General features: G+C 60.3%; 24 protein-coding genes and 1 other RNA gene. 17 read left to right on the top strand and 8 right to left on the bottom strand.

Features of this window, described 5'->3' with window-relative positions; genetic code table 11:
* Positions 1-2: 2 nt before the first annotated feature.
* The 3 genes from hemL to LJD29_RS07695 all read right to left on the bottom strand — a co-directional run bounded on the left by hemL (position 3) and on the right by LJD29_RS07695 (position 2,646).
* Positions 3-1,310 carry a glutamate-1-semialdehyde 2,1-aminomutase gene (gene hemL, locus LJD29_RS07705; RefSeq protein WP_446745171.1) on the bottom strand — a complete coding sequence of 436 codons (1,308 nt, stop codon included), beginning with the start codon at positions 1,308-1,310 and terminating at the stop codon, positions 3-5.
* An 87-nt stretch (positions 1,311-1,397) separates the two neighbouring features.
* Entirely contained in the window at positions 1,398-1,775 is a 378-nt protein-coding gene (locus tag LJD29_RS07700) for a VOC family protein (RefSeq protein WP_446745170.1), read from the bottom strand.
* A 310-nt stretch (positions 1,776-2,085) separates the two neighbouring features.
* Positions 2,086-2,646 carry a TetR/AcrR family transcriptional regulator gene (locus tag LJD29_RS07695; protein WP_446745169.1) on the bottom strand — a complete coding sequence of 187 codons (561 nt, stop codon included), beginning with the start codon at positions 2,644-2,646 and terminating at the stop codon, positions 2,086-2,088.
* 92 nt (positions 2,647-2,738) lie between these two features.
* Here LJD29_RS07695 and LJD29_RS07690 point away from each other — a divergent pair, with 92 nt between their 5' ends.
* Complete coding sequence (locus LJD29_RS07690) at positions 2,739-3,782, top strand: aldo/keto reductase (RefSeq protein WP_446745168.1); 1,044 nt, start codon at positions 2,739-2,741, stop codon at positions 3,780-3,782.
* A 231-nt stretch (positions 3,783-4,013) separates the two neighbouring features.
* Here the strand turns inward: LJD29_RS07690 and LJD29_RS07685 are convergent, their stop codons facing one another.
* Together LJD29_RS07685 and LJD29_RS07680 are read right to left on the bottom strand one after the other, a co-directional pair.
* Complete coding sequence (locus LJD29_RS07685; RefSeq protein ID WP_446745167.1) at positions 4,014-4,535, bottom strand: gamma carbonic anhydrase family protein; 522 nt, start codon at positions 4,533-4,535, stop codon at positions 4,014-4,016.
* A 19-nt stretch (positions 4,536-4,554) separates the two neighbouring features.
* Positions 4,555-5,775 carry an MFS transporter gene (locus LJD29_RS07680; RefSeq protein ID WP_446745166.1) on the bottom strand — a complete coding sequence of 407 codons (1,221 nt, stop codon included), beginning with the start codon at positions 5,773-5,775 and terminating at the stop codon, positions 4,555-4,557.
* 62 nt (positions 5,776-5,837) lie between these two features.
* On the opposite strand from LJD29_RS07680, the gene LJD29_RS07675 reads away from it, so the two are divergent.
* From LJD29_RS07675 to LJD29_RS07665, 3 genes are all read left to right on the top strand, one after another.
* Positions 5,838-6,575 carry a TetR/AcrR family transcriptional regulator gene (locus LJD29_RS07675; protein WP_446745165.1) on the top strand — a complete coding sequence of 246 codons (738 nt, stop codon included), beginning with the start codon at positions 5,838-5,840 and terminating at the stop codon, positions 6,573-6,575.
* Positions 6,576-6,647: 72 nt separating this feature from the next.
* The gene (locus LJD29_RS07670) at positions 6,648-6,872 is read left to right on the top strand and encodes a CopG family ribbon-helix-helix protein (protein ID WP_446745164.1); all 225 of its coding nucleotides are present in this window, start codon (positions 6,648-6,650) and stop codon (positions 6,870-6,872) included.
* Positions 6,872-7,150: a type II toxin-antitoxin system RelE/ParE family toxin gene (locus tag LJD29_RS07665; protein ID WP_446745163.1), complete on the top strand. Its 279-nt coding sequence runs from the start codon at positions 6,872-6,874 to the stop codon at positions 7,148-7,150. Before LJD29_RS07670 ends, LJD29_RS07665 begins: the two co-directional genes overlap by 1 nt.
* A gap of 46 nt (positions 7,151-7,196) precedes the next feature.
* Here LJD29_RS07665 and LJD29_RS07660 read toward each other — a convergent pair whose 3' ends face one another.
* Together LJD29_RS07660 and LJD29_RS07655 are read right to left on the bottom strand one after the other, a co-directional pair.
* The gene (locus tag LJD29_RS07660; protein ID WP_446745162.1) at positions 7,197-7,538 is read right to left on the bottom strand and encodes a hypothetical protein; all 342 of its coding nucleotides are present in this window, start codon (positions 7,536-7,538) and stop codon (positions 7,197-7,199) included.
* A gap of 86 nt (positions 7,539-7,624) precedes the next feature.
* Positions 7,625-7,924, bottom strand: a complete 300-nt coding sequence (locus tag LJD29_RS07655) for a hypothetical protein (protein WP_446745161.1) — start codon at positions 7,922-7,924, stop codon at positions 7,625-7,627.
* A gap of 7 nt (positions 7,925-7,931) precedes the next feature.
* Here LJD29_RS07655 and pheS point away from each other — a divergent pair, with 7 nt between their 5' ends.
* From pheS to LJD29_RS07590, 13 genes are all read left to right on the top strand, one after another.
* Entirely contained in the window at positions 7,932-9,047 is a 1,116-nt protein-coding gene (gene pheS, locus LJD29_RS07650; protein WP_446745160.1) for a phenylalanine--tRNA ligase subunit alpha, read from the top strand.
* Complete coding sequence (locus LJD29_RS07645; RefSeq protein ID WP_446745159.1) at positions 9,044-9,664, top strand: hypothetical protein; 621 nt, start codon at positions 9,044-9,046, stop codon at positions 9,662-9,664. The genes pheS and LJD29_RS07645 overlap by 4 nt, the downstream gene beginning before the upstream one ends.
* A 2-nt stretch (positions 9,665-9,666) precedes the next feature.
* Positions 9,667-11,739 (top strand): phenylalanine--tRNA ligase subunit beta, encoded by a 2,073-nt coding sequence (pheT, locus tag LJD29_RS07640; RefSeq protein ID WP_446745158.1) that lies wholly within the window; start codon positions 9,667-9,669, stop codon positions 11,737-11,739.
* Positions 11,740-12,018: 279 nt separating this feature from the next.
* On the top strand, positions 12,019-12,426 hold the full coding sequence (locus tag LJD29_RS07635) for a hypothetical protein (RefSeq protein ID WP_446745157.1): 408 nt from the start codon (positions 12,019-12,021) through the stop codon (positions 12,424-12,426).
* Positions 12,427-12,451: 25 nt separating this feature from the next.
* Positions 12,452-12,832: a cell division protein ZapA gene (locus LJD29_RS07630; RefSeq protein WP_446745156.1), complete on the top strand. Its 381-nt coding sequence runs from the start codon at positions 12,452-12,454 to the stop codon at positions 12,830-12,832.
* A gap of 255 nt (positions 12,833-13,087) precedes the next feature.
* Positions 13,088-13,276, top strand: a non-coding RNA gene (gene ssrS, locus LJD29_RS07625) — 6S RNA.
* 26 nt (positions 13,277-13,302) lie between these two features.
* On the top strand, positions 13,303-14,079 hold the full coding sequence (locus tag LJD29_RS07620) for a prolipoprotein diacylglyceryl transferase family protein (protein WP_446745155.1): 777 nt from the start codon (positions 13,303-13,305) through the stop codon (positions 14,077-14,079).
* Entirely contained in the window at positions 14,060-15,046 is a 987-nt protein-coding gene (locus LJD29_RS07615; RefSeq protein WP_446745154.1) for an alpha/beta hydrolase, read from the top strand. The genes LJD29_RS07620 and LJD29_RS07615 overlap by 20 nt, the downstream gene beginning before the upstream one ends.
* Complete coding sequence (locus LJD29_RS07610; RefSeq protein ID WP_446745153.1) at positions 15,043-16,032, top strand: RluA family pseudouridine synthase; 990 nt, start codon at positions 15,043-15,045, stop codon at positions 16,030-16,032. The genes LJD29_RS07615 and LJD29_RS07610 overlap by 4 nt, the downstream gene beginning before the upstream one ends.
* An 89-nt stretch (positions 16,033-16,121) precedes the next feature.
* Positions 16,122-18,893, top strand: a complete 2,772-nt coding sequence (locus LJD29_RS07605) for an ABC transporter permease (RefSeq protein ID WP_446745152.1) — start codon at positions 16,122-16,124, stop codon at positions 18,891-18,893.
* Between the two features lie 52 nt (positions 18,894-18,945).
* Entirely contained in the window at positions 18,946-19,275 is a 330-nt protein-coding gene (locus LJD29_RS07600) for a PadR family transcriptional regulator (RefSeq protein ID WP_446745151.1), read from the top strand.
* A 48-nt stretch (positions 19,276-19,323) separates the two neighbouring features.
* Positions 19,324-21,951: an ABC transporter permease gene (locus LJD29_RS07595; protein WP_446745150.1), complete on the top strand. Its 2,628-nt coding sequence runs from the start codon at positions 19,324-19,326 to the stop codon at positions 21,949-21,951.
* Positions 21,952-22,002: 51 nt separating this feature from the next.
* Positions 22,003-23,028, top strand: coding sequence for a VWA domain-containing protein (locus LJD29_RS07590; protein ID WP_446745149.1), 1,026 nt, complete (start codon positions 22,003-22,005; stop codon positions 23,026-23,028).
* Positions 23,029-23,079: 51 nt separating this feature from the next.
* Here LJD29_RS07590 and ligA read toward each other — a convergent pair whose 3' ends face one another.
* The gene (gene ligA, locus LJD29_RS07585; RefSeq protein ID WP_446745148.1) at positions 23,080-25,149 is read right to left on the bottom strand and encodes an NAD-dependent DNA ligase LigA; all 2,070 of its coding nucleotides are present in this window, start codon (positions 25,147-25,149) and stop codon (positions 23,080-23,082) included.
* Positions 25,150-25,187: the final 38 nt, after the last annotated feature.

The raw sequence follows: 25,187 nt of genomic DNA, 5'->3' as shown, positions 1-25,187 counted from the left end.
GCTCAGGCAGTAGCAAGCGCTCCGGAGAGAGCCGTTCGCGCCGCCGTGACCGTTGCCGCAATATCTTCCGGCGTGTGTGCCGTTCCCAGAAAGATTGCCTCGTACTGCGAGCACGGCAGCCAGATGCCCTGCTCCAGCATGGCGCGGTGAAAGCGGGCGAAGGCGGCTGTGTCCGAGCTCGCGGCGGTCGCGAAATCCGTCACCTTGGTCGAGGTGAAGAACCATGTCCACATTGCGCCGGCCCGGTTCGTTGTGAGGGATACTCCGGCTCGCGCTGCCTCGGCAGCCACACCATCGGCGACGGCTGCACTGAGCGTTTCGAGCAGTGGATAGACTTCATCGCGATGCCGCACGAGATGGCCGACGGTGGCGATGCCCGCGGCCATGGCCAGAGGGTTTCCGCTGAGCGTTCCTGCCTGGTAGACCGGTCCAAGCGGAGCCAGCAGGTTCATGATGTCGGCGCGCCCGCCGAACGCAGCGCAGGGAAGGCCTCCGCCGATGATCTTGCCGAGCGTGGTCAGGTCGGGAGTGATGTTGTAAAGCTCCTGCGCGCCGCCCAGGGCGATGCGGAAGCCGGTCATCACTTCGTCGAAGATCAGGAGCGAGTTTTCGCGATTCGTGATTTCGCGCAGAGCTTCCAGGTAGCCGGCAGCGGGAGGAATGCAGCCTGCGTTGCCGACAACCGGTTCAACGATGATGCAGGCGATCTCGTGCTTATGTTTCGCGAAGGCTTCTTCGACCGCATTGATGTCGTTGAAGGGCAGAGCCAGCGTCAGCGCGGCAATCTCTTCCGGCACGCCAGCCGAACCGGGAATGCCGAAGGTGGCGACGCCCGAGCCGGCCTTTACCAGCAATCCGTCGGAATGGCCGTGATAGCAGCCCTCGAACTTGATGATCACTTTGCGCCCGGTATAGGCACGCGCAAGGCGGATCGCGGACATGGTCGCCTCCGTGCCCGAGCTGACAAAGCGCAGCTTTTCGACCGAGGGAAAGGCCTTCGTCACCAGCTCCGCCAGGTCGCCCTCGGCAGCGGTCGAGGCGCCAAAGCTGGCTGAGCGGGCTGCGGCTTCCTGCACGGCCTTAACCGCGGCGGGAAAGGCATGGCCGAGGATCATCGGTCCCCACGACCCGAAGTAGTCGAGGTAGCGGTTGCCGTCCTCATCCCAGAGGTACGCTCCTTCGCCGCGCGCCACAAACGGCGGCTCGCCGCCAACGGCACGAAAGGCGCGAACGGGGGAATCGACACCGCCGGGCAGCAGCTTTTCAGCGCGCGCCTGCAGCGCATGGGAGCGAGTATGGGAGATCGGCATGTATCCAGTATAGGAGCCGGGCCAGGCTGCCGTCGCAGCGTCAGGCGTGGGTGGCAGCTACCACGTGTTTTCCGTTTTCCGAAATGGCTAAAGCGGTTTACCGATCTCCCAGCGATGCCCCAGCGGGTCGATCACGGAACCATCTCGCCACCCGTAGTCGTGGTCCTGCATCGGGGACCGAACCACCGCTCCGGCGGCCACAGCCTGATCGAACACGGCATCCGGGTCGTCTACGATGAGCATCAGCCGGACCGCCGTCCCACCGGGTGGCGGCGGGGGATTGCCGATCGCATCATCCGCGGGGTGAACCCAGAACTCCGCGCCGTGGACCAGGAGTTGCGCAACCATATCCTCGGCGGAAGGCGTGCTCCAGCCGACCGTAGCGCTAAATGCCCGAGCATAGAACGCAATCGCGTCACGGACATCGCCGGGAATATGCAGCATCGCAGAAAAGCGGTAGCTCATGTCGCGGACCAGCCTACACCAGCCGCGGACGATTCATGGAAAATAAAGTGCTCGTCAACTCGTGAGAAACAGGCGGAAACCTGGGTACAGAGCACGGGTGTCACCTGAGAGGGCGACATCAAGATGCAACCAGACGGTTTCATCCAGGATCATTCGTTCGTATCGGAGCGCGCCCGGTGAAATTTGCCCATTGTTACCGAGAAGCCGACTGCCCGTTCCCGATACAGCGTTTTGCAACTGCGATATGCATGGCGGGGAGATGTGACGTGACCGAATGACGAAGCCAATGTTGATGCACTTCTGCGCAGTTTCAGAGTTTCTTGTCGTCTGCACCAAGACCACGAAAGAGGATCGTGAGCAGTCTCTTGATTCGAATCTCTCCGGCCTTAGTCGGAGGGATTCGCCACAGTAGCCCTAGAAAGACCAAGACATCCTCTGGGTCTGTTCCTGAACGAATCTCCTTGGCCATCTCGCACGCGCTCAAGATCGACCGCACAGCTCCAAGCATAGGCTGGTATGTCTCTTGGCGATCTTGCTCAGAAGCAGCGGCATGCAAAATGTCCGCCACGCCGTATTTCATCTTGCCTAATTGTGCCAGGCTCTCACACCAGAGGCGGAATGCCTTCAAAGGAGAGTGTTTTGAAAGAAGTGTCGGAGCAAGGGCAACAAGCGTATCGACATCTTTTCGGTAGATCGCAAGCACAAGTGATTCTCGGCTGGGGAAGTGACGATAGAGCGTGCCAGCTCCAATTCCTGCCGTCTTCGCGATCGAGTTCAAAGACACGTTGGGATCAGAAGAAAACGCAGCACGCGCCACGTCTAAAATGCGATCCCGATTTGCGCGCGCGTCCGCACGAAGTTCCTCGTTCATAGGTGCAGCAATCCTTGACTAAACGGAGAACTCTCCGATACGCTCGAGGCTAACCGGAGAGTTGTCCCATTATCCTCCGGCTTGGAGGATGTATGCAATACACAAAGCTCGGGCGTTCTGGTCTCGACATCTCCCCTCTCTGCATCGGCTGCATGGGATTTGGCGAGGCATCGCGCGGATGGCCAGCATGGTCTGTCGATGACGGAGCGAGCCGCTCCTTGATCAAGCACGCGATCGATGCGGGAATCAACTTCTTCGATACCGCCAATATGTATTCGAACGGGAGCAGCGAAGAGTTTGTTGGTAAAGCACTCAAGGACTTCATCCATCGGGATGCTGTTGTGATCGCAACAAAACTGGCAGCTCCGACGCGAAATGGCCCGAATGCATTGGGTCTGTCTCGCAAGGCAATTCTGACCGAGGTAGAAGGAAGCCTCCGGCGCTTGGGCACGGATTACATCGACCTGTACCAGATTCATCGACGCGACCAGCTCACCCCGTGGGAAGAGACGCTGGAGACTCTACACGACATAGTCAAGGCCGGAAAGGTGCGTTACCTCGGCGCTTCGTCAATGAAGGGGTGGGAGTTCAGTAAGGCTCTCCATCTGCAGCAGAGGAACGGGTGGACGCGATTCATCTCCATGCAAAACAACTACAACTTGCTTGCGCGCGAAGAGGAACACGAGATGCTGCCGCTTTGCGCGGATGAAGGAGTGCAGGCCATTATCTATAGCCCCCTGTCTCGAGGGAGGCTTGCCCGGCCGTGGGGTCAGAACTCGGCTCGCGCGGAAGCAGAGGCGCACGCCATGAAACTGAACATCGCTACCGAAGCCAGTGACAAGAAAATTATCGACACGGTGACAGAGATTGCGAAAGAGCGTCGTGTCAGCATGGCGCAAATTGGGCTTGCATGGCTGCGAAGCAAATCTGTGGTGGCGGCACCCATCGTCGGTGCTCTCAAGACCCAGCACATTGACGATGCGGTAGCGTCTCTTTCGATCACTCTCACGAAAGAAGAGATCGCAAATCTCGAAGAGCCTTATACGCCGCGGTTCGACGGGCAAAGTGTCTCCGACCCGGCTTTTCTCGCTCGTTCGACGGAGGCCGTCACAGGCTTCAAAGCGAGCATTCTCTAACCACACCCAGGATTGTGCCAGGTTCATCCAAGCGCAACCCTGGAGGTGGTTTAGTCCTCATAAACGCCGTTATGTTAGCAAGCATAGATCGCGTCGACCGAGCGGCTGAATCAGTCTTAAGATGTCTTCCAGGCTGAGCGCGCTAAAAATCGGGCCGCGTTTCGACGAGGCGCATAGAGGCTTTCTGCAGATATGCGATCTGAAATATGTCCCGGCGACACAGAGGCTGCTCTACCAGTTCTTGCGCTCTTCGAGGTAGATCTTCGTGTAGTCGAGGTAGTTCTTCGCGTACATCAGGATCATTTCGCGGTCCTTGTCGTCGAGTTCGCGGCGGACTTTGCCGGGAACTCCGGCAACCAGCGAACGCGGCGGAATCACCATGCCCTCGGGAATGAGCGCTCCGGCAGCGACGATGGAGCCTTCGCCGATGCGGGCATTGTTCATGATGGTCGCACCCATGCCGATCAGGCAGGCGTCCTCGACAATGCATCCGTGGACGGTCGCGTTGTGGCCGATGGTCACATATTCGCCGACGATGACCGGGTAGAGATGCCGCATCCCGTGGAGCACCGCGCAGTCCTGCACGTTTGAGTGCGCGCCCACGCGGATCGAGTGGACGTCGCCACGCAGCACCGCGTTCATCCAGACGCTGGAGTGCTCGCCGAGCCTGACATCGCCCAGCACCTGGGCGGAGATGTCGACATAGCAGCTTTCGGGAACGACGGGCGTATGGCCCTGGTAGGTGCGGATCATGGGTTTAGTGTATGCCCGCTCAGTCAATTTCCCTTACCGGCTTGCTCATTGCTCCCAGCAGCGTCACCAGCAGAACCATGGCTCCGGCGGCAAGAAAGGTTCCGCTTGCGCTCCAGCGGATCGCAAAGCCTGCGATCGCCAGCGAAAACGGCATCAGGCCGACGGACGAGAACATGAGCAGGCTCATGACGCGGCCCATCATTGCAGGTTCAATTCTTTGCTGGAACCACGCAATCAATTGCACATTTACGAAAGCCGACGATCCTCCGATCAGGGCAAGGATCGCAGCCATCGCTGCCAGGGAATGCACCATTCCGAACGCGGCAAGACAAAGCCCAATGGCCACACACAGGCCCAGCATCCACAGGCCACGCTTTCGCTGCTTCGTCAGACCGGCCAGGATCGAACCCGCCAGCCCGCCTGCGGCCAGTGCCGACATCAGCAGCCCAAACGTCGTTGCCGACCCAAACTCCTGCTTTGCGAGATAGGCGATGCCAATGCCCGCAGGCCCGGCGATGGCGAAGTTCAGCACCGCCAGCACCAGCATCAGTGATCGCAGAGCAGTGTCCTTGTTGGCATAGCGAACGCCTTCCGCAATGCTCTTCAGCATGTTTTTGCGTGCCGCTCCAGAGGCTGCGGGCTTCACTGGATCGGGTAACCTCCAAAGCGCGACAAGGATGAATAAGAAACTGACCGCATCAATAAAAAACGCCCACGCCGCGCCGAAGGCCTTGAGAAACAGACCAGCCGGCGCAGGAGCCACCATCGTCGTAAGCTGAGCCGTCGATTGTGAGAGGGAGTTTGCCGCCGCCAGTTGCTCACGAGCAACAATAGAAGGGAGAAAGCTCTGCGCCGCCGGAATGGCAAAGGCATCTGCCGTACCAAAACCCAGCGCGAGCGCGTACAGCGCCCACAATTTCAGGCTGTGCTCCCACAACAGCACAGAGATCGCTGCCACCAGCAGCGCGCGGCTCAACGCCGTGGTCATCATGATCCGGCGCGGAGAAATCCGGTCCGTCAACGCGCCACCAAACAACATCAGAGCAGCACGCGGAATGGCCGCCGCCATGGTGATGGTTCCGAGGGTGATGCTTGAGCCGGTCAGTTGCAGCACCAGCCAGGGCAGCGCCACGAAATAGAACTGGTCCCCAATCGAAGAGATGGTGCCGCCGGCCCAAAGCTGGCGGTAGGCTCGGTTTCGCAGCGGATGTTCGACCACGGGACTGTTTCCTACGGGCATGCGTGCCGCTCCTTTATGTAAACGTGAATTTACGTTTACGTTTTAGAGATGTCAAGATAGAAATGACAGCAATGCCGGCGAAGAAGACAGCAACGGAAAAACCGAGAAGCATTTCGGCAAAGAAGGCTTCAAAGAAGCGCGCACCGGAAACGGACGAACTGGCGCCGCAGCAGGAACGCAGCCGCGAGTCGCTGCGCCGTATGCGCAAAGCCGCCACCGAGGTGCTTGGGCAGCATGGCCTCGACGGAACGACCATCCCCCGCATTGCCGCGCATGCCGGGCTGACTCCGGGCGCTATCTATCGCCGCTTCAGCGACAAAGATGCCCTGCTCGAATCCGTCATCCTCGATATTTACGAAAACCAGGAAGAACACCTGCGTAATGGCCTGACGCAGGAGATGGCACACCAGATCCCGCTGCCGGTTTTCGTCAATCAGCTTGTTCATTCGCTGGTTGTAAGCTTTCGGACAAATGCCAGACTTCTTTACGCCATGCGCCAGTTCGTCCTCAGCAAACAGGGGACGGATTTCTGGAAGAAAATCACGCGCCTCGAAAAGCGCTTCAACAATCGGCTGGTCGGCCTGCTGATGACCAACGCCCAGGCGATCCCCCATCCGGAGCCAAGAGTCGCTGTCTCCCTGGGTCTAACGATGATGATCAGCACCCTGCAGGAGGTCATCGTGACCATCCCCGACCCCAACTACTGGAAAGACAGCCTGCCGAAGAACGATCAGGCTCTTCGCAAAGAGATGACGCGGGCATTTCTGGCCTATTTGGGCGTACCGGCTCCAATGAAGTAGCCGCAGGTAACGGTATCCATCCCTTGCGTGAAAGCGGTTGACACGCCCCCAAAGGGTTTCTACGCTCAAAGCATGGAAGTTCATCTTTCAGCATCCCTCGAAAGCAAGCTTTCGGAACTGGCGGCCAACCGCGGCCAAAACAGCGAGGCTCTGGCTGTGGAAGCCATTGAGCGTCTGGTTGCTTACGAAGGCTGGTTTCTCGGTGAAGTGCAGAAGGGTGAGGATGCGGCGGATCGCGGAGACTTCGTGGATCAAGCCGCGGTGAAAGCTTTTCTGGATCGCCGCTACCAGCGCTGATGCAGGTTCACTGGACGAGCCCGGCGTTTCGGGATTTTGCGAAGATTTGCGACTACACTGATGCTCATTTTGGTCTATTTCGCGGACGGCAGACAGCGGAACAGATTTCCATCGCCCTTGATTCTCTCGAAAAGATGCCGCTCCTGGGCAGACCGGGGCGTAAACAGGGGACGCGCGAGCTGGTTCTTCCTGATCTGCCGTTTCTTGCGATCTATCGTGTTCGAAACGACAGAGTAGATCTGCTCCGCATTCTGCATGGAGCACAGCGCTGGCCGTAGTTTGGCATGGTTCCCACGGCCTTGTTCGTAAATAGCCGAGCAGACTTTATCTGCCCTTTCGGATTTTCAATACCCCGACCTCCTCACCGTTACGAATTCGTCGAAGCTGGCGGTTGAGATATCTCTCCGGATGTTCGGGATCGTCCTCATCGTCTTTCTCTACGTCGTCGGTCTCTTTTTCCTGAAGAACATAGCGGACCTCGGGCTGGGCAAATAGCTGGAGGGTCTGGAAAGCATTTCCAAGGGCTGTAGTGCTTGGATAAAAGCCCCAGCGCTTTTTGCCGAGACCCTTGTTGCGCCTCCATTTGGCGCGCTGGAATACAAAAACGGCCAGAATCAGACCCACGTAGGCGATAAGCCCACCGACCAACACCATAAAAAAATCCATGAATACCTTCGCTGTTTTCGCGTGCAGGGTCGCGTAACGACGCTGAGCAGCCTCAAAGCTGCCTGAGCTCCCGTAAATGCTTGCGATCAGACTGCTAAAAAGGGCGGAGGGCGCTGGAAGCTGGCGTGCGGGGTAGGAGAATCGGGCAGGGAACCGTGATCCGGATCGCTCCATCCCTGGATGCGCTGCATCAGCGGGAGGGTTTCGATCAGCAGCATCGTGACGGCTGCAAGGCACGGCGTGAGGTGATCTGCATGAAGATGCGGGACCAGCAGGGACGCCAGCATGATCAGCATTGCGATGACGGCAAGTGTACGGAGGACCGAATTGTGCCGGTTGCGGATCACGTCTGCCGCAGTATAACCGGGCGCCTGATTTATCCTCAAAGAGACTATGTCTGAGACTCTTTCCGGGGAATCGATCCCCCAGCTTTCCGGCTATTCCGAGGCCGAACTCGATCAGGCCTTTGCTGCTATCTCGAGCGAAGTGGCTGCTTCGGCTGCTGCGCTTGCCACGCCCGAGTCGGTCGAGGCCTTTCGTCTGCAATGGCTGGGCCGCAAGCAGGGCCGGCTGAAGGCCATCAGCGATGCCTGGCTCAAATCGGCTCCGGTTGAGGCGAAAAAGCTTATTGGCCAGCGCTTCAACGTGCTCAAGGCCGAGATCGAGCAGCAGCTTGAGAATGCAGGCAACGCGTCCGCGTCGAGTGCGCTCGAGATCGACGTCATCGACATCTCCCTGCCCGGCACCGGCGCCAAGCCGGGGGCGGAGCATCCGCTGGTGAAGACGCTCAACGAGCTGGTTGCGATCTTTGCGCGCATGGGCTATTCGGTTGGCGTGGGGCCCGAGGTCGAGACCGACTTCTACAACTTCGAGTCGCTGAATTTTCCGCCGGGCCACCCGGCACGCGATACCCAGGACACGCTGGTCGTCGCCGCGCAGGAGCAGAAGCCGCTGCGCGAGCGCCTGCTGATGCGTACGCACACTTCGCCTGTCCAGATCCGCACCATGGAGCAGCAGCCTCCCCCGGTGCGCATCGTCATCCCTGGCAAGGTGCATCGCAACGACGCGGCCGACGCTACGCATTCGCCGATCTTCCACCAGATCGAGGGGCTGTGCGTCGATACCAACATTACGTTCAGTGATCTCAAGGGCACGCTCGACCACGCCATGAAGGAGCTCTTCGGCTCGAGCGTGAAGACGCGCTTCTTTCCGTCGTTCTTCCCCTTTACTGAGCCTTCGGCAGACGTTCAGATCAGCTGCCCGTTCTGCGGTGGCAAGGGCTGCCGCAAGTGCAAGCACTCCGGCTGGATCGAGCTGCTGGGTTGCGGCATGGTCGACCCCGCGGTCTTTGGCTTCGTGCAGGAAAAGCAGCCGGCCTATGACCCGAAGAAGATCAGCGGATTCGCCTTCGGCATGGGCATCGATCGCATTGCGATGATGAAGTATGGAATCAGCGACATTGGCCTGCTTTACTCGGGCGATGTGCGCTTCCTGGAGCAGTTCGCGTGAGCGGGGGAGCAGTTCGCATGAACCAGGACGAAGTACGTTTGGACGATTCGAAGCAGAGAGCCATCTGGCTGGGCAAGTGGTTGCTGCAGGTGCCGGTTTACCTGGTAACGAACTACCTCGTTCGCTGGGTCATCAGCTTCAGCTATCGCAAGCTGCACCCGGAGCCGGGCGCATTCATAACCAGCTTCTTTGTGCGCCATCCGCTCGACTTCAGCCTGATCGCAGGTTTCTCCGGCGGAGTGCTGGCGGTTCTGCTGCTGCACCTGTTTCTGCTGATTCCAGGAACGCCCGCTCCGCGCCGTATGCCGTCATGGAAGAAGGCGCAGGCATGGACCTGGGTAGTGGCTTCGGCCTGGTTCCTGTATGGAGTAGGTGAGTGGTGGATCAAGGTCGGGCACAGCGTACTGGTCAACGGCAATGCCAAGTTCTCTGACCTGTTTACGGTCTTCTTCGGCAATGCCTGCAACCTGACGCAGACGCCGATTACCGGAGCGGCCCTGCAGGGTTGCCTGCCGCAGTTCGGCTACACCAGTCCCCTGTTTGGCTGCCTAGCCTTCTCCCTGGCTGCATTTGTGCCCATGTACTGGCTGACGAATAAGAAGAAAGCAACGAATTAAGCATGAAGATTCTTACCAAATGGCTGCGCGCCTATCTTCCCGGCCTCACTGTTTCTGACCGTCAGCTTGCCGACGACCTGACCCTGCGCGGCATCGCCGTCGAAGGCGTTTTTGACCTGGGAACGAATGACCTTGGCAAAGGTAACGGCTCGCTCTTTGAGATGGACATCACCACCAACCGCGTCGATGCCATGAACCATTACGGAGTCGCGCGCGAGGCGGCCATCATTTATGGACTGAAGCTGGCGGCGCTCGAGACGAGCCTGCCTGCGGCGCAGCCCGGCGAAGGCTATCCGGTACGCATCGAGGCTCCCGAGCTTTGCGGACGCTTCACGGCTCGGGTGCTGCGCGGTGTGACAATCCGTCCGTCAGATGGAATCGTTGCGCAGCACTTCGGTCTGCTCGGGCAGAAGCAGATCTCGAATGCCGTCGACGCGACCAACTACGTCATGCTGGGGATGGGCCAGCCGACGCACGCCTTCGACCTCGACAAGGTTGAGGGAGCGATCGTTGTTCGCCGCGCTTACAAGGGCGAGAAGCTCAAGACCCTGGACGAAGTCGAGCGCACGCTCGATCCCGAAGACCTGGTCGTTGCCGACGAAAAGAAAGCTCTCGGTCTTGCCGGGGTGATGGGTGGCTGGGATTCGCGCATCACCTCCGAGACGAAGAACGTGCTGGTGGAGGCAGCGTGGTTCGATACGGCGAGCATTCGCCGCAGCTCCAAGCGCCACCTGATCCACACCGACGCCTCGCACCGCTTCGAGCGAGGAGCCGACTTCAACGCTCCGCCGGTGGCCTCGGCGCTGGTCAGCCGCATTCTGCTTGAGGCAGGCGGCGAGCAGGTAGGCGAGATGGTCGACGTGATCGTGCCGGCGATTCAGAAGCGCACGGCGAACCGCTCAAGCATCCACTTCAGCACGAGCGAAATCGTTCGCCTGCTGGGTGCGACGGAAGATGCTGCTGGCATCTCGACCGCAACGGCGGAGACGATCCTCACTGGACTCGGCTGCGGCCTCTCGACAAAGACGGAAGGCGAGTACGACGTTACGCTGCCAAGCTGGCGGCTGGACCTCGAACGCGAGATCGACCTGATCGAAGAGATCGCCCGCGTCTACGGCTACAACCGCTTCCAGAACACACTGCCAGCATTCTCGGGCTCGGTCGTCGAGCTGCCGTGGGCTGAAAAGGAAACGACCATCCGCCGCACGCTGCTGGCGCTGGGCTGGACGGAGGCGATCTCGTCCACCTTCTGCGCGGCCAGCGATGCCGAGCTCTTTGCTCCCGAGACGAATGTCTGCGTGGCGATGGGCAATCCGCTGAGCGAAGAGGCAGGCATGCTGCGTCCTTCGCTGGTGCCGGGCATGCTGACCATGCTGGCGCTGAATCTGAACCGTGACGTCGAAGATGTGGTGCTCTACGAGCTGGGCACGGCCTTCACCGGCAGCACCGCGCAGGTGAACGAGCGTCCGGCGCTGGCTATTGGGGCATCGGGCCGTGCGTTTGGAGAGGGCGAGGTCAGCTTCTACGACGTGAAAGGCACGATCGAGACGCTGCTGGGCAAATTTGCAACTGCGGAAGTGAAGTACGATCGCGAAGGGCTGCCGAAGTGGCTGCATCCGGGCCGCAGCGCGCGCGTGACCGTGGATGGCGAGCCGGCCGGCTTCTTCGGCCAACTTCACCCGGTCGAGGCCGAACGCCGCAAGCTCAAACAGGCGATCTTTGTTGGAGAGATCTTCGCCGACCGCATCTACCAGCGCAGCCTGCGCGTGCCTGCGATTGCCGAGCTTTCGAAGTTCCAGGCAGTGCGGCGCGATTTCTCGCTGCTGGTGCCGAGTGCGGTCGAGTGGGCTTCGATCGAAGCCGCGCTCAAAGGTCTCGGAATCGCCGAGCTGCGCAGCTTCGCGCCGAAGGAGATTCTGCGCGAGGCGAAGTCGATCCCCGAGGGATATTACTCGCTTCTGCTGGGAACGGTCTTCCAGTCACTTGAGCGCACTCTGCGCGAGGAAGAGCTGCAGGAGTTTTCGCAGAAGGTGATCGCGGCGATGGAGTCGTTGGGCGGCCGTCTGCGCGGGTAAGCATCGAGAAGGTAGGACAGGGCTTTAGCCCTGTCACTATCTGCCGCGCTACCGATGTCTTGCTACGGCAGAGCATCGATCCTGTGCGAAGCGAAGTGCAGATTCCACACTTCGTTCGGAATGACAAACATCAGAGATGCGTCGACCGTCTCATCCTGAGCCCTGAGTATCCAGAAGAGCACGCCAGATTATATTTCGGCTCCATCCACCGTGGCATCGGCGCTATACTTCGCAGAGAACCCAAACACGCACAGCACGTGTTTTCAGGAGATGCCGTACATGTCTAGCCCCGCCCTGCAGGAAATGGAAATCTCTATCGCCGCCGACGACTTCAGCGCCCTCGAACATCGGGTTCTGCGCACGGTTGAGTTGCTGAAGAGCGAGCGCGAGGCAAGATCTGCGGCGGAACAGCGCGTTCGTGAAGCCGAACAGCGCATCGAGGAGACCGACAAGCGTGTCGAGACGCTCGAAGCCTCGGTGCAGAGCCTGGAAGAGAGTGGCCTGAACGCCGAGCAGCGCATTATTACGCTTGAAGACCAGCTTGCAAATTCGGAGAAGACGGTGGCGCAGCTCAACGATGAAAATGCCTCCGCCCATTCACAGATTGACACATTGAGCAATGAGCGCGACACCATCCGTGGCCGCGTTGAAAAGCTGTTGAAGCACCTGGATGAAATCACTGCCTGAATACCCCAAAGGAGACCGATCGCAGATGATGCAATCGACCAAGCCGGAGCAGGGCCAGATGGGATTCAGCGATAGCGGGGAGATGGAAAGCCCCGAATTTGTCAGCGTCGATATTTACGACCAGACCTACCACCTTCGCGGACACGACCCGGCATACATTCGCGCTCTTGCCGAGCGTGTGGACTCGAAGATGCGCGCTGTCGCCTCCCATGGCAAGACAGTGGATTCGCTGCGCGTGGCTGTGCTTGCCGCGTTGAACATCGCTGACGAGCTGGCGACCCTCAAGCAGAAGCAGGATGCGCAGGATTCCGATGCCCGCCGCAATCAGAACGCGATCCGGAACCGTGCGAACTCGTTGAACGGATTGCTCGATTCGGTGCTGGGCGACGGACGCCGCGCAGGGTAAGAGTCGGCAACTGTTTGCTCCCCAGGATCTGGGGGCGTCACCGTGAGAACAACGGGCTTAAGCCCGGCTCTACTTATGTCTCGCCTGGCCGAGTGCCGAGGCGATGTCAAGCGAAATACCCGTTCTCACTGTGTCCAGAATGACAACTCGTTGCAGGAGCAGGCTTTCCCATTTTGAGTCCAGAGCGGATCAAAATCGCGGGAAATCTGATCAACTTGCAATCTCTTGCACCCCCGGTTAGCATCCATTTCAGAGACCGACCTGCAAAGCAGGTACGGCGGCTAACGCCGGTTGAACCTACATTCATTGAACCAGGGAGCTTGACTCGACATTTGGCTCGGTGTGCAGTGTCCGCCAGTCCGGAATGCCTAAAGAGCCACGGCGAGTTCCCGCCGTCTTAGGACGGGTTCACCGGCGCGCAACCTACGGCCCAGTGGGTCGGTCTTGACTTCTTAAGCCCCACGCCCGATTTGTATCCCCGCCTTTTCCAGCTCGGCCATATTGCCATCCCGACGTATGGAGCATTGACCTCTCTCGGACTGCTGGCCGGGCTTGGACTGGCTTTCTCGCTGGCGCGCCGCCTTGGGTTGAACCCTGACCGCGTCTGGAGCCTCTGCATCACCGGCATCCTCGCCACGCTCGTGGGAGCTCGCCTGCTGATTGTGGCGGCCTACTTCAGCGCCTTCCGGCAGCATCCCTTCTGGGTGCTGGGCATTACACACCTGCGCGATGCGTGGATCATGCCGGCTGCGATGTTCATCGGCGGAGCCGCGGCATTGCTCTACGCGCTCGCTGCAGGCCTGCCGGTGCTCCGAGTGATGGACTGCCTCGCGCCGGCTGCGGCGCTTTCGCTGGCCATCGAGCGCTTCGGCGCGTTTCTGGCGGGGGTGGATTACGGTATTGCGGTGAGCGCTCCCTGGACGGTCACCTACCGCAACCCCCTGGCACAGCTCTGGTATGGAACGCCTCTCGGCGCTGCCGTCGAACCGGTGCAACTTTACCAGGCAGTGGCATGGCTACTGGTCTTTGCGGTGCTTTTCGCCGGCGCAGGACGGATTCGATCGGGCCGCGTAGCCGGAGCCTGGTTATTTGCCTGCGGCGTAATCCCTTTTTTTGCTGGAATGCTGCGCGCTGAACCCGCTCCTTTTGCGCTCTCACTCGGCCTCGGAGCTGCCTGCGTGGTTGCCGGGGGCGCACTGCTGCTCGACCGCCGATATACTTCTACCGATGCCACTCCAACTCTTTAAGCGCCTTCTTCCTGTTACAGCCTTGCTGCTTTCCGGTGTCTCGGTTGCCCACGCCCAGGCTGGAGCGGCTATTCCGCCCCCTATCTACCTGTATCCGAACGGCGCACCCGGAGCGCTCGGAGTCACCGAGTCCGACAAGCCGCGTATATATGCTTTTTTGCCCAAGAAGCCATCCACCAGCGCCGCGGTCCTGGTGATTCCCGGCGGCGGATACGGCATGGTCGCCATGGGCTACGAAGGCTTCCAGATCGCAACCTGGCTCAACCAGCAGGGTATGCCCGCCTTCGTGCTCGACTATCGCGTGAGCCCCTATCGCTACCCGGTTGAGATCGACGACGGACGCCGCGCCATGCGCGTCATCCGCGCGCACGCCGCCGAGTATGGAGTGGACCCCAATCGCATCGGCGTAATGGGCTTCTCGGCGGGTGGCCACCTTGCTTCTTCGCTGCTGACCCACTGCGGAGACGACACGCTGCCCGAGAAGAAGATTGACGCTGCCGACTCCGTGACCTGCCAGCCCAACTTCGGAGTGCTCGGCTATCCGGTCATCAGCCTCACCGGCTCGATCGCTCATGTCGGTTCGGCGAAGAACCTGCTTGGCGAGACGCCGGATCCAAAGCTGCTTCACGAATACTCGAATCAGTACGCGGTGACCGACAAGACGCCGCCCACTTTCATCTGGGCCACGACGAACGACCCGGTCGTGCCGGTCGAGAACTCGGTCGAGTTCTACACCGCTCTAGTTCACGCGCATGTCTCCGCCGAATTGCACCTCTTCGATTACGCCAACCACGGCTGCGGACTTTGCGGTGAGATTCTTCCGCTGCAGGTATGGCCGTCGCTGCTTCGCCGCTGGATGTTCGATCACAGCCTGCTGACGCCGAATGCACCGCCGCTGCCATCGCCGGAGCCAAACTCCACCGCATGGCCGCAGGGACTCATCGGCCCGGGTAAGCCGAATCAGTGAGCGAAACTTACAACGTAGTTCCTGAAGACGCCGGCAACCGGCTCGATGCGTGGCTGGTGCGCCAGCTCACGTCTGTCAGCCGCTCGCGTGTGCAGTTGCTGCTTTCAGAGGGCAAGGTTCTGGTTGACGGAGCAGCCGCCAAGCCCTCCTTCAAACTCAAGGGCGGCGAGACAGTTGAAATTACCGGCCCCGCTGAACCGCCGCCGCTGCGCGCCATCCCCGAGTCGATTCCGCTCGATATCGTTTACGAGGACAAGGACCTCTCGGTCATCAACAAGCCAGCAGGCATGATGGTGCACGCAGGCGCGGGTGCGACCGAGGACGAGCGCAATCGCGGGACATTGGTGAACGCGCTGCTCGCGCACTACCAGAGCCTGTCGAGCGCCGGAGGCCCGATGCGGCCAGGCATCGTGCATCGCCTCGACAAGCAGACCAGCGGCCTCATCATCGTAGCCCGCAACGACGCCGCGCACCTGAAGCTGAGCGAGATGTTTTCGCAGCGCCGCATGCGCAAGACGTATCTCGCGCTGGTGCATGGCAGCCTCAAGCAGGACAAGGGAACCATCAACGCGGCCATCGCACGCGACAGCATCCGTCGCACCCGCATGACGACAAAGCGCGATGAAGGCGCCCGCAACGCCATCTCGCACTACACGGTGGTAGAGCGCATCACATCGCGATTCGGCCAGTTCACACTTGTCTCCGTGCGCATCGAGACGGGACGCACCCACCAGATCCGCGTGCACCTGTCGTCGATTGGTCATCCTGTTGTGGGAGACACGCTCTACGGCGCGCCCGCGCGCATCGTCCTGCCGGGGCCGAAGAAGAAGTCCGCTCCCGAGCCGGAATCGATCGCTCTCGATCGCAACTTCCTGCACGCGGCAGAACTCGAGTTCGAGCATCCGAAGACAGGAAAGATGCTGGATCTGAAAGCAGGCCTGCCGCTGGAGTTGACGAGCTTCGTCGAAGAGCTTCGCACCAGGTAGCCTGTTGCTTTCGAAGTGACTGATACCTTGACCATCTACAACTCATCGTGTAGATAGTCATAGTACCGGTTGTGAAGGGGCGTGCGGCGATGGGCTGGGTACGGCGGCTGGGGAATCTCTTTCAGCGCGAGCGGATGCAGGACGAGATCGAGCGCGAGTTGCGCGTGCATCTCGAAATGGAAGCCGAGGAAAATCTTCGCTCAGGAATGAACGGGCAGGAGGCACGCCGCGCCGCCCGACTGAGTCTTGGAAATCCTGTCACCGTGCGCGAGCAGACCCTCGCTTCCGATGCCGTGCTTGCAGTCGAAGGCGCATGGCGAGACCTGCGTCATGCTTTTCGCGAGCTGCTGCGAACACCGGTCTTCACAGCAGCAGCCGTGCTGACGCTGGCCCTTGGCATCGGCGCAACTACCGCCATCTTTACGCTTGTGGACGAAGTAATGCTGCGATCACTGCCGGTAAACAGGCCCGGCGAGTTGTGGCTCCTGGGCAACGACTCCGACTGCTGCTATAGCGACCGATATGACCAGGGCAACTGGCGGTTCTTTTCGTGGGAGGCCTATCGCTTCTTTCGCAACCATACGGATGCGTTTGCAGATATGGCAGCCTTTCAGCCCGGCATGGGAAATGCCGACCTCGGTGTGCGACGCGCAGGGTCGCGCGAGGTAGCGCAGAGCCGCAACGGCGAATATGTATCGGGAAATTTCTTCCGCACCCTTGGCGTTCCAGCACTCTACGGCCGCATGTTCAACGACGAAGATGATCGTGAAGGTGCGCCGCCTGTCACGGTCATGAACTTCCGGACGTGGCAGCAGAAGTATGCCTCCGATCCTTCGCTCGTTGGTTCGACATTTGAGATCAACGGGCATGCCATGACGCTTGTTGGCATCGCACCGGAAGGCTTCTACGGCGCGAAACTCGATGCCGACTCCATGCCTGACTTCTGGCTTCCTCTCACTTCCGAGCCGCTGATTGCAGGCGTAAGTACGCGTTTGAAAGACCCTCGCTCCGCATGGCTGGACGTCATCGGGCGGCTTCGCCCCGAGGTGAGTCACGCTGCGGTCGAAAGCCAGATGAAAACCGAGTTGCAGCAGTGGCTTGCCAGTCATCGCGCCGATATGTCGCAGGATGAAAGGCAGCTTGTTCCAGCCCAGACGCTACACCTTTTGCCCGGCGGCTCCGGCGTGTCGACACTGCGTGAGGGCTATGGAAAGAGTCTGAAGCTGTTACTCGCAGCCTCGCTCTGCGTGCTGCTGGTGGCGTGCGCGAACATTGCCAACCTGCTGCTGGCGCGCGGACTGCGCAACCGTCCACAGGTAGCGCTGCGTGCAGCGTTGGGAGCCTCGCGAATTTCCCTGATGCGCCGGGCATTGGCGCAAAGCCTCGTTCTCGCCTTGCTGGGCGCCGCGGCTGGAACAGGTGTTGCCTATGCGGGCGTTCGGCTGATGCTTCACCTCGCCTTCGGTTCAGATTGGACCAGCCTCACGGCCACGCCTTCGCTGCCTGTGCTCGGCTTCTCGTTGGGGCTCGCGATGCTCACCGCGATTGCGGCGGGAACGGTTCCGGCATGGTTCGCTTCGCGTACCGACCCGATGGAGGCGCTGCGTGGTGTGGGGCGTGCGCTCGAGCAACGCAGTGGGTTTGGAACCGGCGCGCTCATGCAGCGGGCCATGGTGGTGGTGCAGGTGGCGGCTTCGCTTGTGCTGCTGAGTGCAGCGGCGATGCTTGGCACCAGCCTTCGCAATATCGAGAGGCGGAATGTCGGTTTCGATCCGCATGGCAGGTATCTCGTTGGCATCGATACGAAAATCCTGAATTATCCGCAGGAGCGACTGACGCCACTCTTCCGCGCAATCACCGACAGACTGCAGGCCATCCCCGATGTGCAAGGCACAGCGGCTGCGCTGCATGCGCCGCTTACCGGCGGCTGGACACACGAGATTCGCATCGCCGGCCGATCCGATCCTGGACTGCGCGACGATATGAGCGCAGAGTGGACACGTGTGACACCAGGCTTCTTCGCGACCTTTCAGAACAGGATCGTCATGGGGCGTTCGCTGACAGAGGAAGACAACGCGGGATCGCGCGCGGTCGCTGTCGTGAATGAAAGTTTCGCGAGGGAATTCTTTGGCACAGCTAATCCGATCGGGCAGCACTTCGGGCCGATTCCTTCGGGCAACTCCGGTATGTACGAGATCGTCGGTGTAGCCGCCGACATGGCGCTGGCGAATCAACCAGATGGACCGGAGCCTGTTTACTATCTTCCTGAGGCGCAGACAACGGTCTTCCACGAAGCGAATAACGAGAGTCGCGAGCTGTGGTCCCACTATCTCTACGACATCGTGCTTTGGGCGCCGGGAGATCATCCTGATCTTGCGGCGCAGATCAGGAGCGCACTCGCCGATGTCGATCCCAATCTTGTGGCCAACGACATCACGCCCTACTCAGGCCTTCTCGGTGACGAGCAGCAGAATATGATCGCCAGCCTTGCATCGCTCTTCGGTGCGATCGCACTTACGCTCGCTGTGATCGGTCTCTACGGAGTGACCTCGTATGGGGCAGGCCAGCGTCGCACGGAGATTGGTGTGCGCATGGCGCTTGGCGCGGATCGCGTCAGCGTCGTGCGCCTGATTCTGCGCACAGCCATGCTGGAGGCGGGGATTGGCATAGCGATCGGCCTGCCTGCATCGATCGCAGCGGGATATCTCATCTCAAGCCGTCTCTTCGGCGTAAAGCCCTGGGAGCCTATGCTGCTCGTGTCGGCAGCCCTGCTGCTTGCGCTCTCTGCATTGGGAGCAGCGTTGGTTCCGGCCTGCCGCGCGGCGGCTGCAAATCCAGTGGAAGCACTGCGCGCGGAGTAATTCGTCACACATGCCTTGACTATCTACAATGCAAGATGTAGATAGTCATAGTATGGGAAAACCAAGTGACCTCGTCCAGGGAACGCTCGACCTGCTGATTCTGAAAACCGTGGCTCTTGAGCCGAAGCATGGCTGGGCCATCGCCAAGCGCATCGGCCAGCTCTCGAATGATGTGCTGCAGGTACAGCAGGGCTCGCTCTATCCGGCACTGCACCGGCTTGAGCAGCAGGGCTGGATCCGCGCCAAGTGGGCAGAGAGCGAGACGGGCCGCGAGGCAAAGTTCTATTCGCTGACAGCCGCAGGGCGCAAGCAGCTCGATGCGGAGACGGCGAACTGGAAGCGTCTCTCCGATGCAGTCAACCTTGTAGTCGAGACGGCCTGAGGCGATAGAGCGATGCGCTGGGTGGAGCAGCTTCGGATGCGTTTGCAGATGTTGCTCCACCGTGGACGCGAGTCGCAACGGCTCCTCGCCGAGCTGGAGTTTCACGTAGAGCAGCAAACGGCGGAGAACATCGCCGCCGGTATGAGTCCTGAAGAAGCGCGTTATGCGGCCTTGCGCGCCTTCGGCAATCCCACGCTTCTGCGCGAACGGGCGCGAGAGAACTGGAACTGGCACATGGTGGAATCTCTACTCCGCGATATTCGCTACGGTGTGCGGACACTGGGCCGTTCGCCCGGCTTTACCCTCATTGCAATCATCGTACTGGCGCTCGGTATCGGCTCGACTGTTGCGTTGTTCACGGTTGTGAATTCGGTGCTGCTCAAGCCACTGCCGTTGCCGGAGCCGGATCGTGTGATGGCGATCCATGAAGCCGATACCATCGCGAAGGTCGACAACAACTCGGTCGCTGGCGGAACCTTTGAGAGCTGGCGCGATGGCAACAAGAGCTTTGAGAAGATCGCCATCGCCACGCAGATGGATGTGAACCTGTCTGCCAGCAATGGGCAACTGCCCGAGCGCGTACAGGGAGTCATCTCCACGGCAGAAGCGTTGCCACTGCTTGGAGTGCGGCCGGTATATGGCCGGCTCTTCAATGCAACGGACGACAGCTACGGCGCAAACGGGACAGTCTTAGTCTCATGGGGTTTCTGGAAGCGCCGCTTCGGCGGCGACCCAGGGGCGGTAGGTCGCACCATCCTTCTCGATGCGAAGCCCCATACGATCATCGGGGTTCTACCCGCGTGGTTCACTTATCCCGATCAGCGGGTGCAATTGTGGACGACGGTGTATTTCTGGGCAGCCCCGGAGACGATGCATTCGCATGATTCCCACAATTTCGCGGTGATTGGAAGACTGAAGCAGGGCGTTTCCGCTGCTGCTGCGCAGGCCGACCTGAGCTCGATCTCTCTCTCTGAACGCAAGCTGCATCCCGACGGCCCTGTTTTCAACGCTGCGAGTGTTCGGCCCCTTCTTGAGTCGGAGACGCGGGATGTAAAGACCGTTCTGTATGCCCTTTTCGCCGCAACCGGATGCCTGCTGCTCATTGCCTGCCTGAATATTGCGAATCTGCTGGTGGCGCGTGCGGCGACGCGCCGGCGCGAGCTGGCGATCCGCACCGCGCTTGGAGGCAGCCGTGGCAGGCTGATCCGGGAGCAGCTTGTTGAGGCACTTCTGCTGTCGTTTGCCGGAACAGCTCTCGGCCTGCTACTGGCGCAGGGAGCGCTCATGTGGCTTGTTCATCTGCGCAGTGACCTGCCCCGCGTCGATGCAATCCATCTGGACCTTTATGCGATTCTCTTCTCGGTGGGGCTAGCTGTCATCTGTGGAGTGGTTGCGGGGCTTGCTCCTGCACTCATCGAAGACGAAGCGCAGGTTGTGCGAGCACTGCAGGAGTCGTCCCGTGCTGTCAGCGGAGGACACCGCAGCGTACATCTGCGCCGGGCTCTTCTTTCAGTCGAGGTGGCGTTGACTGTTGTGCTACTGGTCGGCGCGGGCCTGTTTCTGCGCAGCTATCAAAAGCTTTGCGAGACGAGTATCGGCGTCCCAACCGATCATGTGCTGACCATGACTCTCAGCCTGCCCGATATGTCTTATCGGGGACCGGCGAAGAAGGTGGCTTTTGAGGAAACGCTGATCGATCGCATTCGTGTTCTTCCCGGCGTGCGGGCTGTCAGCGTTACGACACTGCTGCCGGGAGCGGACAACGGCGAGGATGATGCCATCACGATCCACGAAGATCCGCCGCTGAAACAGGGCGACTGGCTGGATGCCTCGGTGCGCTTTGTCGATCCCGGTTATTTCGAATCCATGAAGCTCCCGATCCTGAAGGGCAGGAGCTTCTCACCGGACGAGCGCCTGGGCCACAACAAATACGCGATCGTCAGCGAGTCGTTTGTGCGCGAGATCATGCACGGCCGGCAGCCGCTCGGCAAGCATGTGGATGACGCCAATAACAATCAGCCGGGGGAAAAGGGCGAAGCCTCGAACGAGATTATCGGCGTAGTCGGCAACGTGCGTGAGGTGCCGGGCGAGACCGGAAGGCCCACTGTCTACTTTCCGCTCTATGGAGGCCTTCACGGCTACGTGCAGCTTGCCGTGCATACGGAGGGCGACCCGCTGCAGATGGCGATCCCGGTGCAGAAGACCGTGGCTGCGCTCGACAGCAACCTGCCGGTGTCGGATGTTCTTTCCTATGATCAGCTCATCGGGAAAAACAACGTGTCCGAGAGCTTCGACGCCACTTTGCTGAGCATCTTTGCCGTGCTGTCACTGGTATTGGCAGCGGTAGGTTTGTTCGGAGTGCTCTCCTACATCGTTGCCCAGCGGACGGGCGAGATTGGCGTGCGTATCGCGCTTGGGGCGCAGCGCGAGCAGGTGCTGCGCCTGATGCTGGTCGATGGGATGAAGCCGGCATTGTTCGGTCTGGTTCTCGGGCTGATTGGCAGCATAGCCACTACGCGGCTCATTCAGTCGCTGCTTTATGGGACCAAAGCGCTCGACCCGGTCGTTTTTGCGACTGTCGCCGCTGCTCTGCTGGCGGTTGCGGGGCTGGCCTGCCTGGTTCCGGCGTGGCGGGCTTCCCGGCTCGACCCCATGCAGGCGCTGCGCACGGAGTAGCTTTATTTGGGTGATGGGCGCGAAACGGCCATGTAAAATGGCGTCAGTCAAATGAACAGTCGTTTTCCCACGGTTTTCCGCTTCGCGCCAGCCCTGCTGCTTACGCTTACCGCTTCCGCATTCGCTTTCGGGCAGAACGCTCCCGCCAATCCTCCGGCGCCTGCATTGCCCGCCTCCCAGCCTGCGGCGCAGACCACGCCGGCCAACGGACAGAGCGCTCAGAATCCTGACGACCAGCAGTACACCATCACCCAGCAGGTGAACGAAGTCGACCTGGTGTTCACGGTTACCGACCATCACGGCAAGTTCATTCCCGATCTGAAACAGAGCGACTTCGCCCTGCTCGACGACCAGAAGGCCCCGGATCGCGTTTACAGCTTTACCCGGCAGACAAATCTGCCGCTGCGTGTCGGCATCTTGATCGACACCAGCACATCGATCCGCAGCCGCTTCCAGTTCGAACAGCAGGCCGCCACCGAGTTCCTGCTGCAGACCGTTAAGCCGAAGACCGACAAGGGCTTCGTTATGGGTTTCGACGTGACGCCCGACTATAAGCAGGACTGGACCAACAACCTCGACTACCTGAGCACCGGCATTGCCGCGCTGCGCCCCGGCGGCGGTACCGCGCTGTACGACGCCGTCTATAGCGCCTGCCGCGACAAGCTGCTCGATGCGGCACGCGGCCAGGAACCGGTCCGCAAGGCCATGATTTTGGTTTCTGACGGAGATGACAACCAGAGCCACGCTTATCTCGACGACGCCATCAAGGAATGCCAGCGCGCCGAGACGATCGTTTATGCCATCAGCACGAACGTAAGCCCCAGCCGTGATCGCGGCGACGATACGCTGCAGAAGATTGCCGACGCCACCGGCGGACGTGCCTTCTTCCCCAAGCGTATTGAAGATATGCCGGTCAGCTTCCAGGATATTCAGGACGAGCTTCGCAGCCAGTACGCGCTGGTCTACAAGCCTGCGGACTTCAAGGCTGACGGAGCCTTCCGGCCCATCTATCTCTTCTGTCTCGACCGGCGATACGTGGTGCGCGTGCGTAAGGGATACTTTGCTCCGAAGCAGTAGGCGGCCAGCCATCAGCTAAAAGGCGGTCAGCGCAGATTGCGCTGGCCGTTTTTACTTTGTCAGCAGATCGAGCAGGCCTGCTTCGTCGACTACCTTCACTCCCAGGTCGCGCGCTTTATCGAGCTTCGATCCTGCTTCTTCACCGGCGACGACGTAGTTTGTCTTCTTGCTTACGGAGCCCGAGACCCGTCCGCCTGCAGATTCGATCTTTGCCTTCGCGTCTTCCCGGGAGAGGTTGGGCAGAGTGCCTGTGAGTACGAAGGTCAGTCCTTCGAGCTCGGAGGATTTCCTGCGCTTCTCGGCGGTAAAGGTGAGTCCTGCCTTGCGTAGTTTTTCGACAAGAGCGACGTTTTTCTCTTCATCGAAGAATTCGCGGATAGCCTGCGCCACGCGCGGCCCGACTTCATTCACGCGCTCCAGCTCTTCAACCGGCGCGGCCATCAGCGCATCCATGGAGCCGAACTCTTCGGCCAGCAGCTGTGCGGTGCGTTCTCCGACGAAGCGAATGCCGAGGCCGAAGAGGACGCGGTGCAGCGGATTCTTCTTCGACTGCTCGATCTCGGCGAAGATTTGCCGGGCAACCAGTTCGCCGACCAGGATGTCTTTGCCGGTACTGGTCTTCTTGTCGGTCTTTTTCTCTGCCGCCAGTGTTTCGACGTCCAGGTGGTAAAGGTCGGCAATGCTCCTTACGCGGCCGGATTCCAGCAGCTGCGTAACCACGGCTTCGCCCAGCCCTTCGATGTTCATCACCTTGCGCGAGGCGAAGTGCAGCAGGCTTTCGAGCAGTCGCGCGGGGCAGTCGATGTTCACGCAACGGTAGTCGACCTCGCCCTCGGTCTTCACAATATCGCTGCCGCAGACAGGGCAGTGCGTGGGGAAGTGGAACTTTTTATGGCCGCGTGGATGGTCTTTGTCTTCGACGACAGAGACGATCTTGGGAATCACGTCACCGCCGCGTTCGACCGAAACGTAGTCGCCGATAAGCAGGCCGAGGCGCTCGATTTCGTCGGCATTGTGCAGTGTGGCGCGGCCGACGGTGGTGCCGCCGATCTGCACCGGCGTCAGCACTGCCACTGGTGTCAGCTTGCCTGTGCGGCCCACCTGGACTCTTACGTCCTCGACCTGGGTTACGCCCGCGCGTGCGGTGAACTTGTAGGCCACAGCCCAACGCGGAGCGCGGCCCGTATAGCCGAGCCGCCTTTGCAACTGCGCGGAATCGACCTTCACCACCACGCCGTCGATTTCGTAACCGAGATCGTTGCGTTTTTCCTCGGCGCGGTTGATGTACTCCATCAGCTTGTCAAAGCTTTTGATGGCCTCGCGGTGAGGATTCACGCGGAAGCCGGCGTCTGATAGAGCTTCGAGCGCTTCGGACTGTTCTTCGAAGAGATTGACTCCATCGGGAGTCAGCGCGAAATAGCCATAGAAGTCCAGCCGCCGCTGCGCGACGATGTTCGGTTCCAGCGTGCGGATGGTTCCCGCGGCGGCATTGCGCGGGTTCGCGGCTGCTGAAAGCCCCTGCGATTCACGCTCTTCGTTCATTTTGAAAAACGCCTTGATCGGCATCACCACTTCGCCGCGAACCTCGAAGTTCCCGGGCAGCTTCGCCTTCTTGAGACGCGTCGCGGAAATGGAAAGCGGCACGGAGCGAATGGTTCGGACGTTTCCGGTGACGTCTTCACCGATGGTTCCATCGCCGCGGGTGAGGCCGCGGGCCAGGACCGATCCTGAGCTGCTTTGCTCGTAGTGCAAGGCCATGGAAAGGCCATCCAGCTTGTACTCGCAGACGTAACCGATATCGGCATTCGCGCCGGCGGCCTCGCGCACGCGCCGGTCCCAATCGCGCAGCTCGTCTTCACTGTTCACGTTGTCGAGCGAGAGCATGGGCCGCGAGTGCGCGACCTTGGCGAAGCCTTCTTTGGGCTTGCCGCCCACACGCTGCGTCGGCGAGTCGGGAGTGATCAGCTCCGGATGCTCGGCCTCGAGCGACTTCAGTTCGCGCATCAGGAGGTCGAAGTCAGCATCCGATATCTCCGGGGCATCCAGCCCGTAGTAGAGGTACTCGTGGTGGCGGATCGTCTCACGCAAATCCTCTATCTGTTTTTCAACCGCTTTGCTCATGCAGAGATTTTAGCCAGAAAGATCGGGACGAGGCTTAC

This window comes from Silvibacterium acidisoli (genome assembly GCA_022870745.1).
Taxonomy (GTDB): Bacteria; Acidobacteriota; Terriglobia; order Terriglobales; family Acidobacteriaceae; genus Silvibacterium.
This window is presented reverse-complemented; position numbering and strand designations above follow the sequence as displayed.

Coding starts and splice junctions, on each gene's coding strand:
- hemL (WP_446745171.1), bottom strand. CDS start 1,310: ATGCCGATCTCCCATACTCGCTCCCATGCGCTGCAGGCGCGCGCTGAA.
- LJD29_RS07700 (WP_446745170.1), bottom strand. CDS start 1,775: ATGAGCTACCGCTTTTCTGCGATGCTGCATATTCCCGGCGATGTCCGT.
- LJD29_RS07695 (WP_446745169.1), bottom strand. CDS start 2,646: ATGAACGAGGAACTTCGTGCGGACGCGCGCGCAAATCGGGATCGCATT.
- LJD29_RS07690 (WP_446745168.1), top strand. CDS start 2,739: ATGCAATACACAAAGCTCGGGCGTTCTGGTCTCGACATCTCCCCTCTC.
- LJD29_RS07685 (WP_446745167.1), bottom strand. CDS start 4,535: ATGATCCGCACCTACCAGGGCCATACGCCCGTCGTTCCCGAAAGCTGC.
- LJD29_RS07680 (WP_446745166.1), bottom strand. CDS start 5,775: ATGCCCGTAGGAAACAGTCCCGTGGTCGAACATCCGCTGCGAAACCGA.
- LJD29_RS07675 (WP_446745165.1), top strand. CDS start 5,838: ATGACAGCAATGCCGGCGAAGAAGACAGCAACGGAAAAACCGAGAAGC.
- LJD29_RS07670 (WP_446745164.1), top strand. CDS start 6,648: ATGGAAGTTCATCTTTCAGCATCCCTCGAAAGCAAGCTTTCGGAACTG.
- LJD29_RS07665 (WP_446745163.1), top strand. CDS start 6,872: ATGCAGGTTCACTGGACGAGCCCGGCGTTTCGGGATTTTGCGAAGATT.
- LJD29_RS07660 (WP_446745162.1), bottom strand. CDS start 7,538: ATGGATTTTTTTATGGTGTTGGTCGGTGGGCTTATCGCCTACGTGGGT.
- pheS (WP_446745160.1), top strand. CDS start 7,932: ATGTCTGAGACTCTTTCCGGGGAATCGATCCCCCAGCTTTCCGGCTAT.
- pheT (WP_446745158.1), top strand. CDS start 9,667: ATGAAGATTCTTACCAAATGGCTGCGCGCCTATCTTCCCGGCCTCACT.
- LJD29_RS07635 (WP_446745157.1), top strand. CDS start 12,019: ATGTCTAGCCCCGCCCTGCAGGAAATGGAAATCTCTATCGCCGCCGAC.
- LJD29_RS07630 (WP_446745156.1), top strand. CDS start 12,452: ATGATGCAATCGACCAAGCCGGAGCAGGGCCAGATGGGATTCAGCGAT.
- LJD29_RS07615 (WP_446745154.1), top strand. CDS start 14,060: ATGCCACTCCAACTCTTTAAGCGCCTTCTTCCTGTTACAGCCTTGCTG.
- LJD29_RS07605 (WP_446745152.1), top strand. CDS start 16,122: ATGGGCTGGGTACGGCGGCTGGGGAATCTCTTTCAGCGCGAGCGGATG.
- LJD29_RS07600 (WP_446745151.1), top strand. CDS start 18,946: ATGGGAAAACCAAGTGACCTCGTCCAGGGAACGCTCGACCTGCTGATT.
- LJD29_RS07595 (WP_446745150.1), top strand. CDS start 19,324: ATGTTGCTCCACCGTGGACGCGAGTCGCAACGGCTCCTCGCCGAGCTG.
- LJD29_RS07590 (WP_446745149.1), top strand. CDS start 22,003: ATGAACAGTCGTTTTCCCACGGTTTTCCGCTTCGCGCCAGCCCTGCTG.
- ligA (WP_446745148.1), bottom strand. CDS start 25,149: ATGAGCAAAGCGGTTGAAAAACAGATAGAGGATTTGCGTGAGACGATC.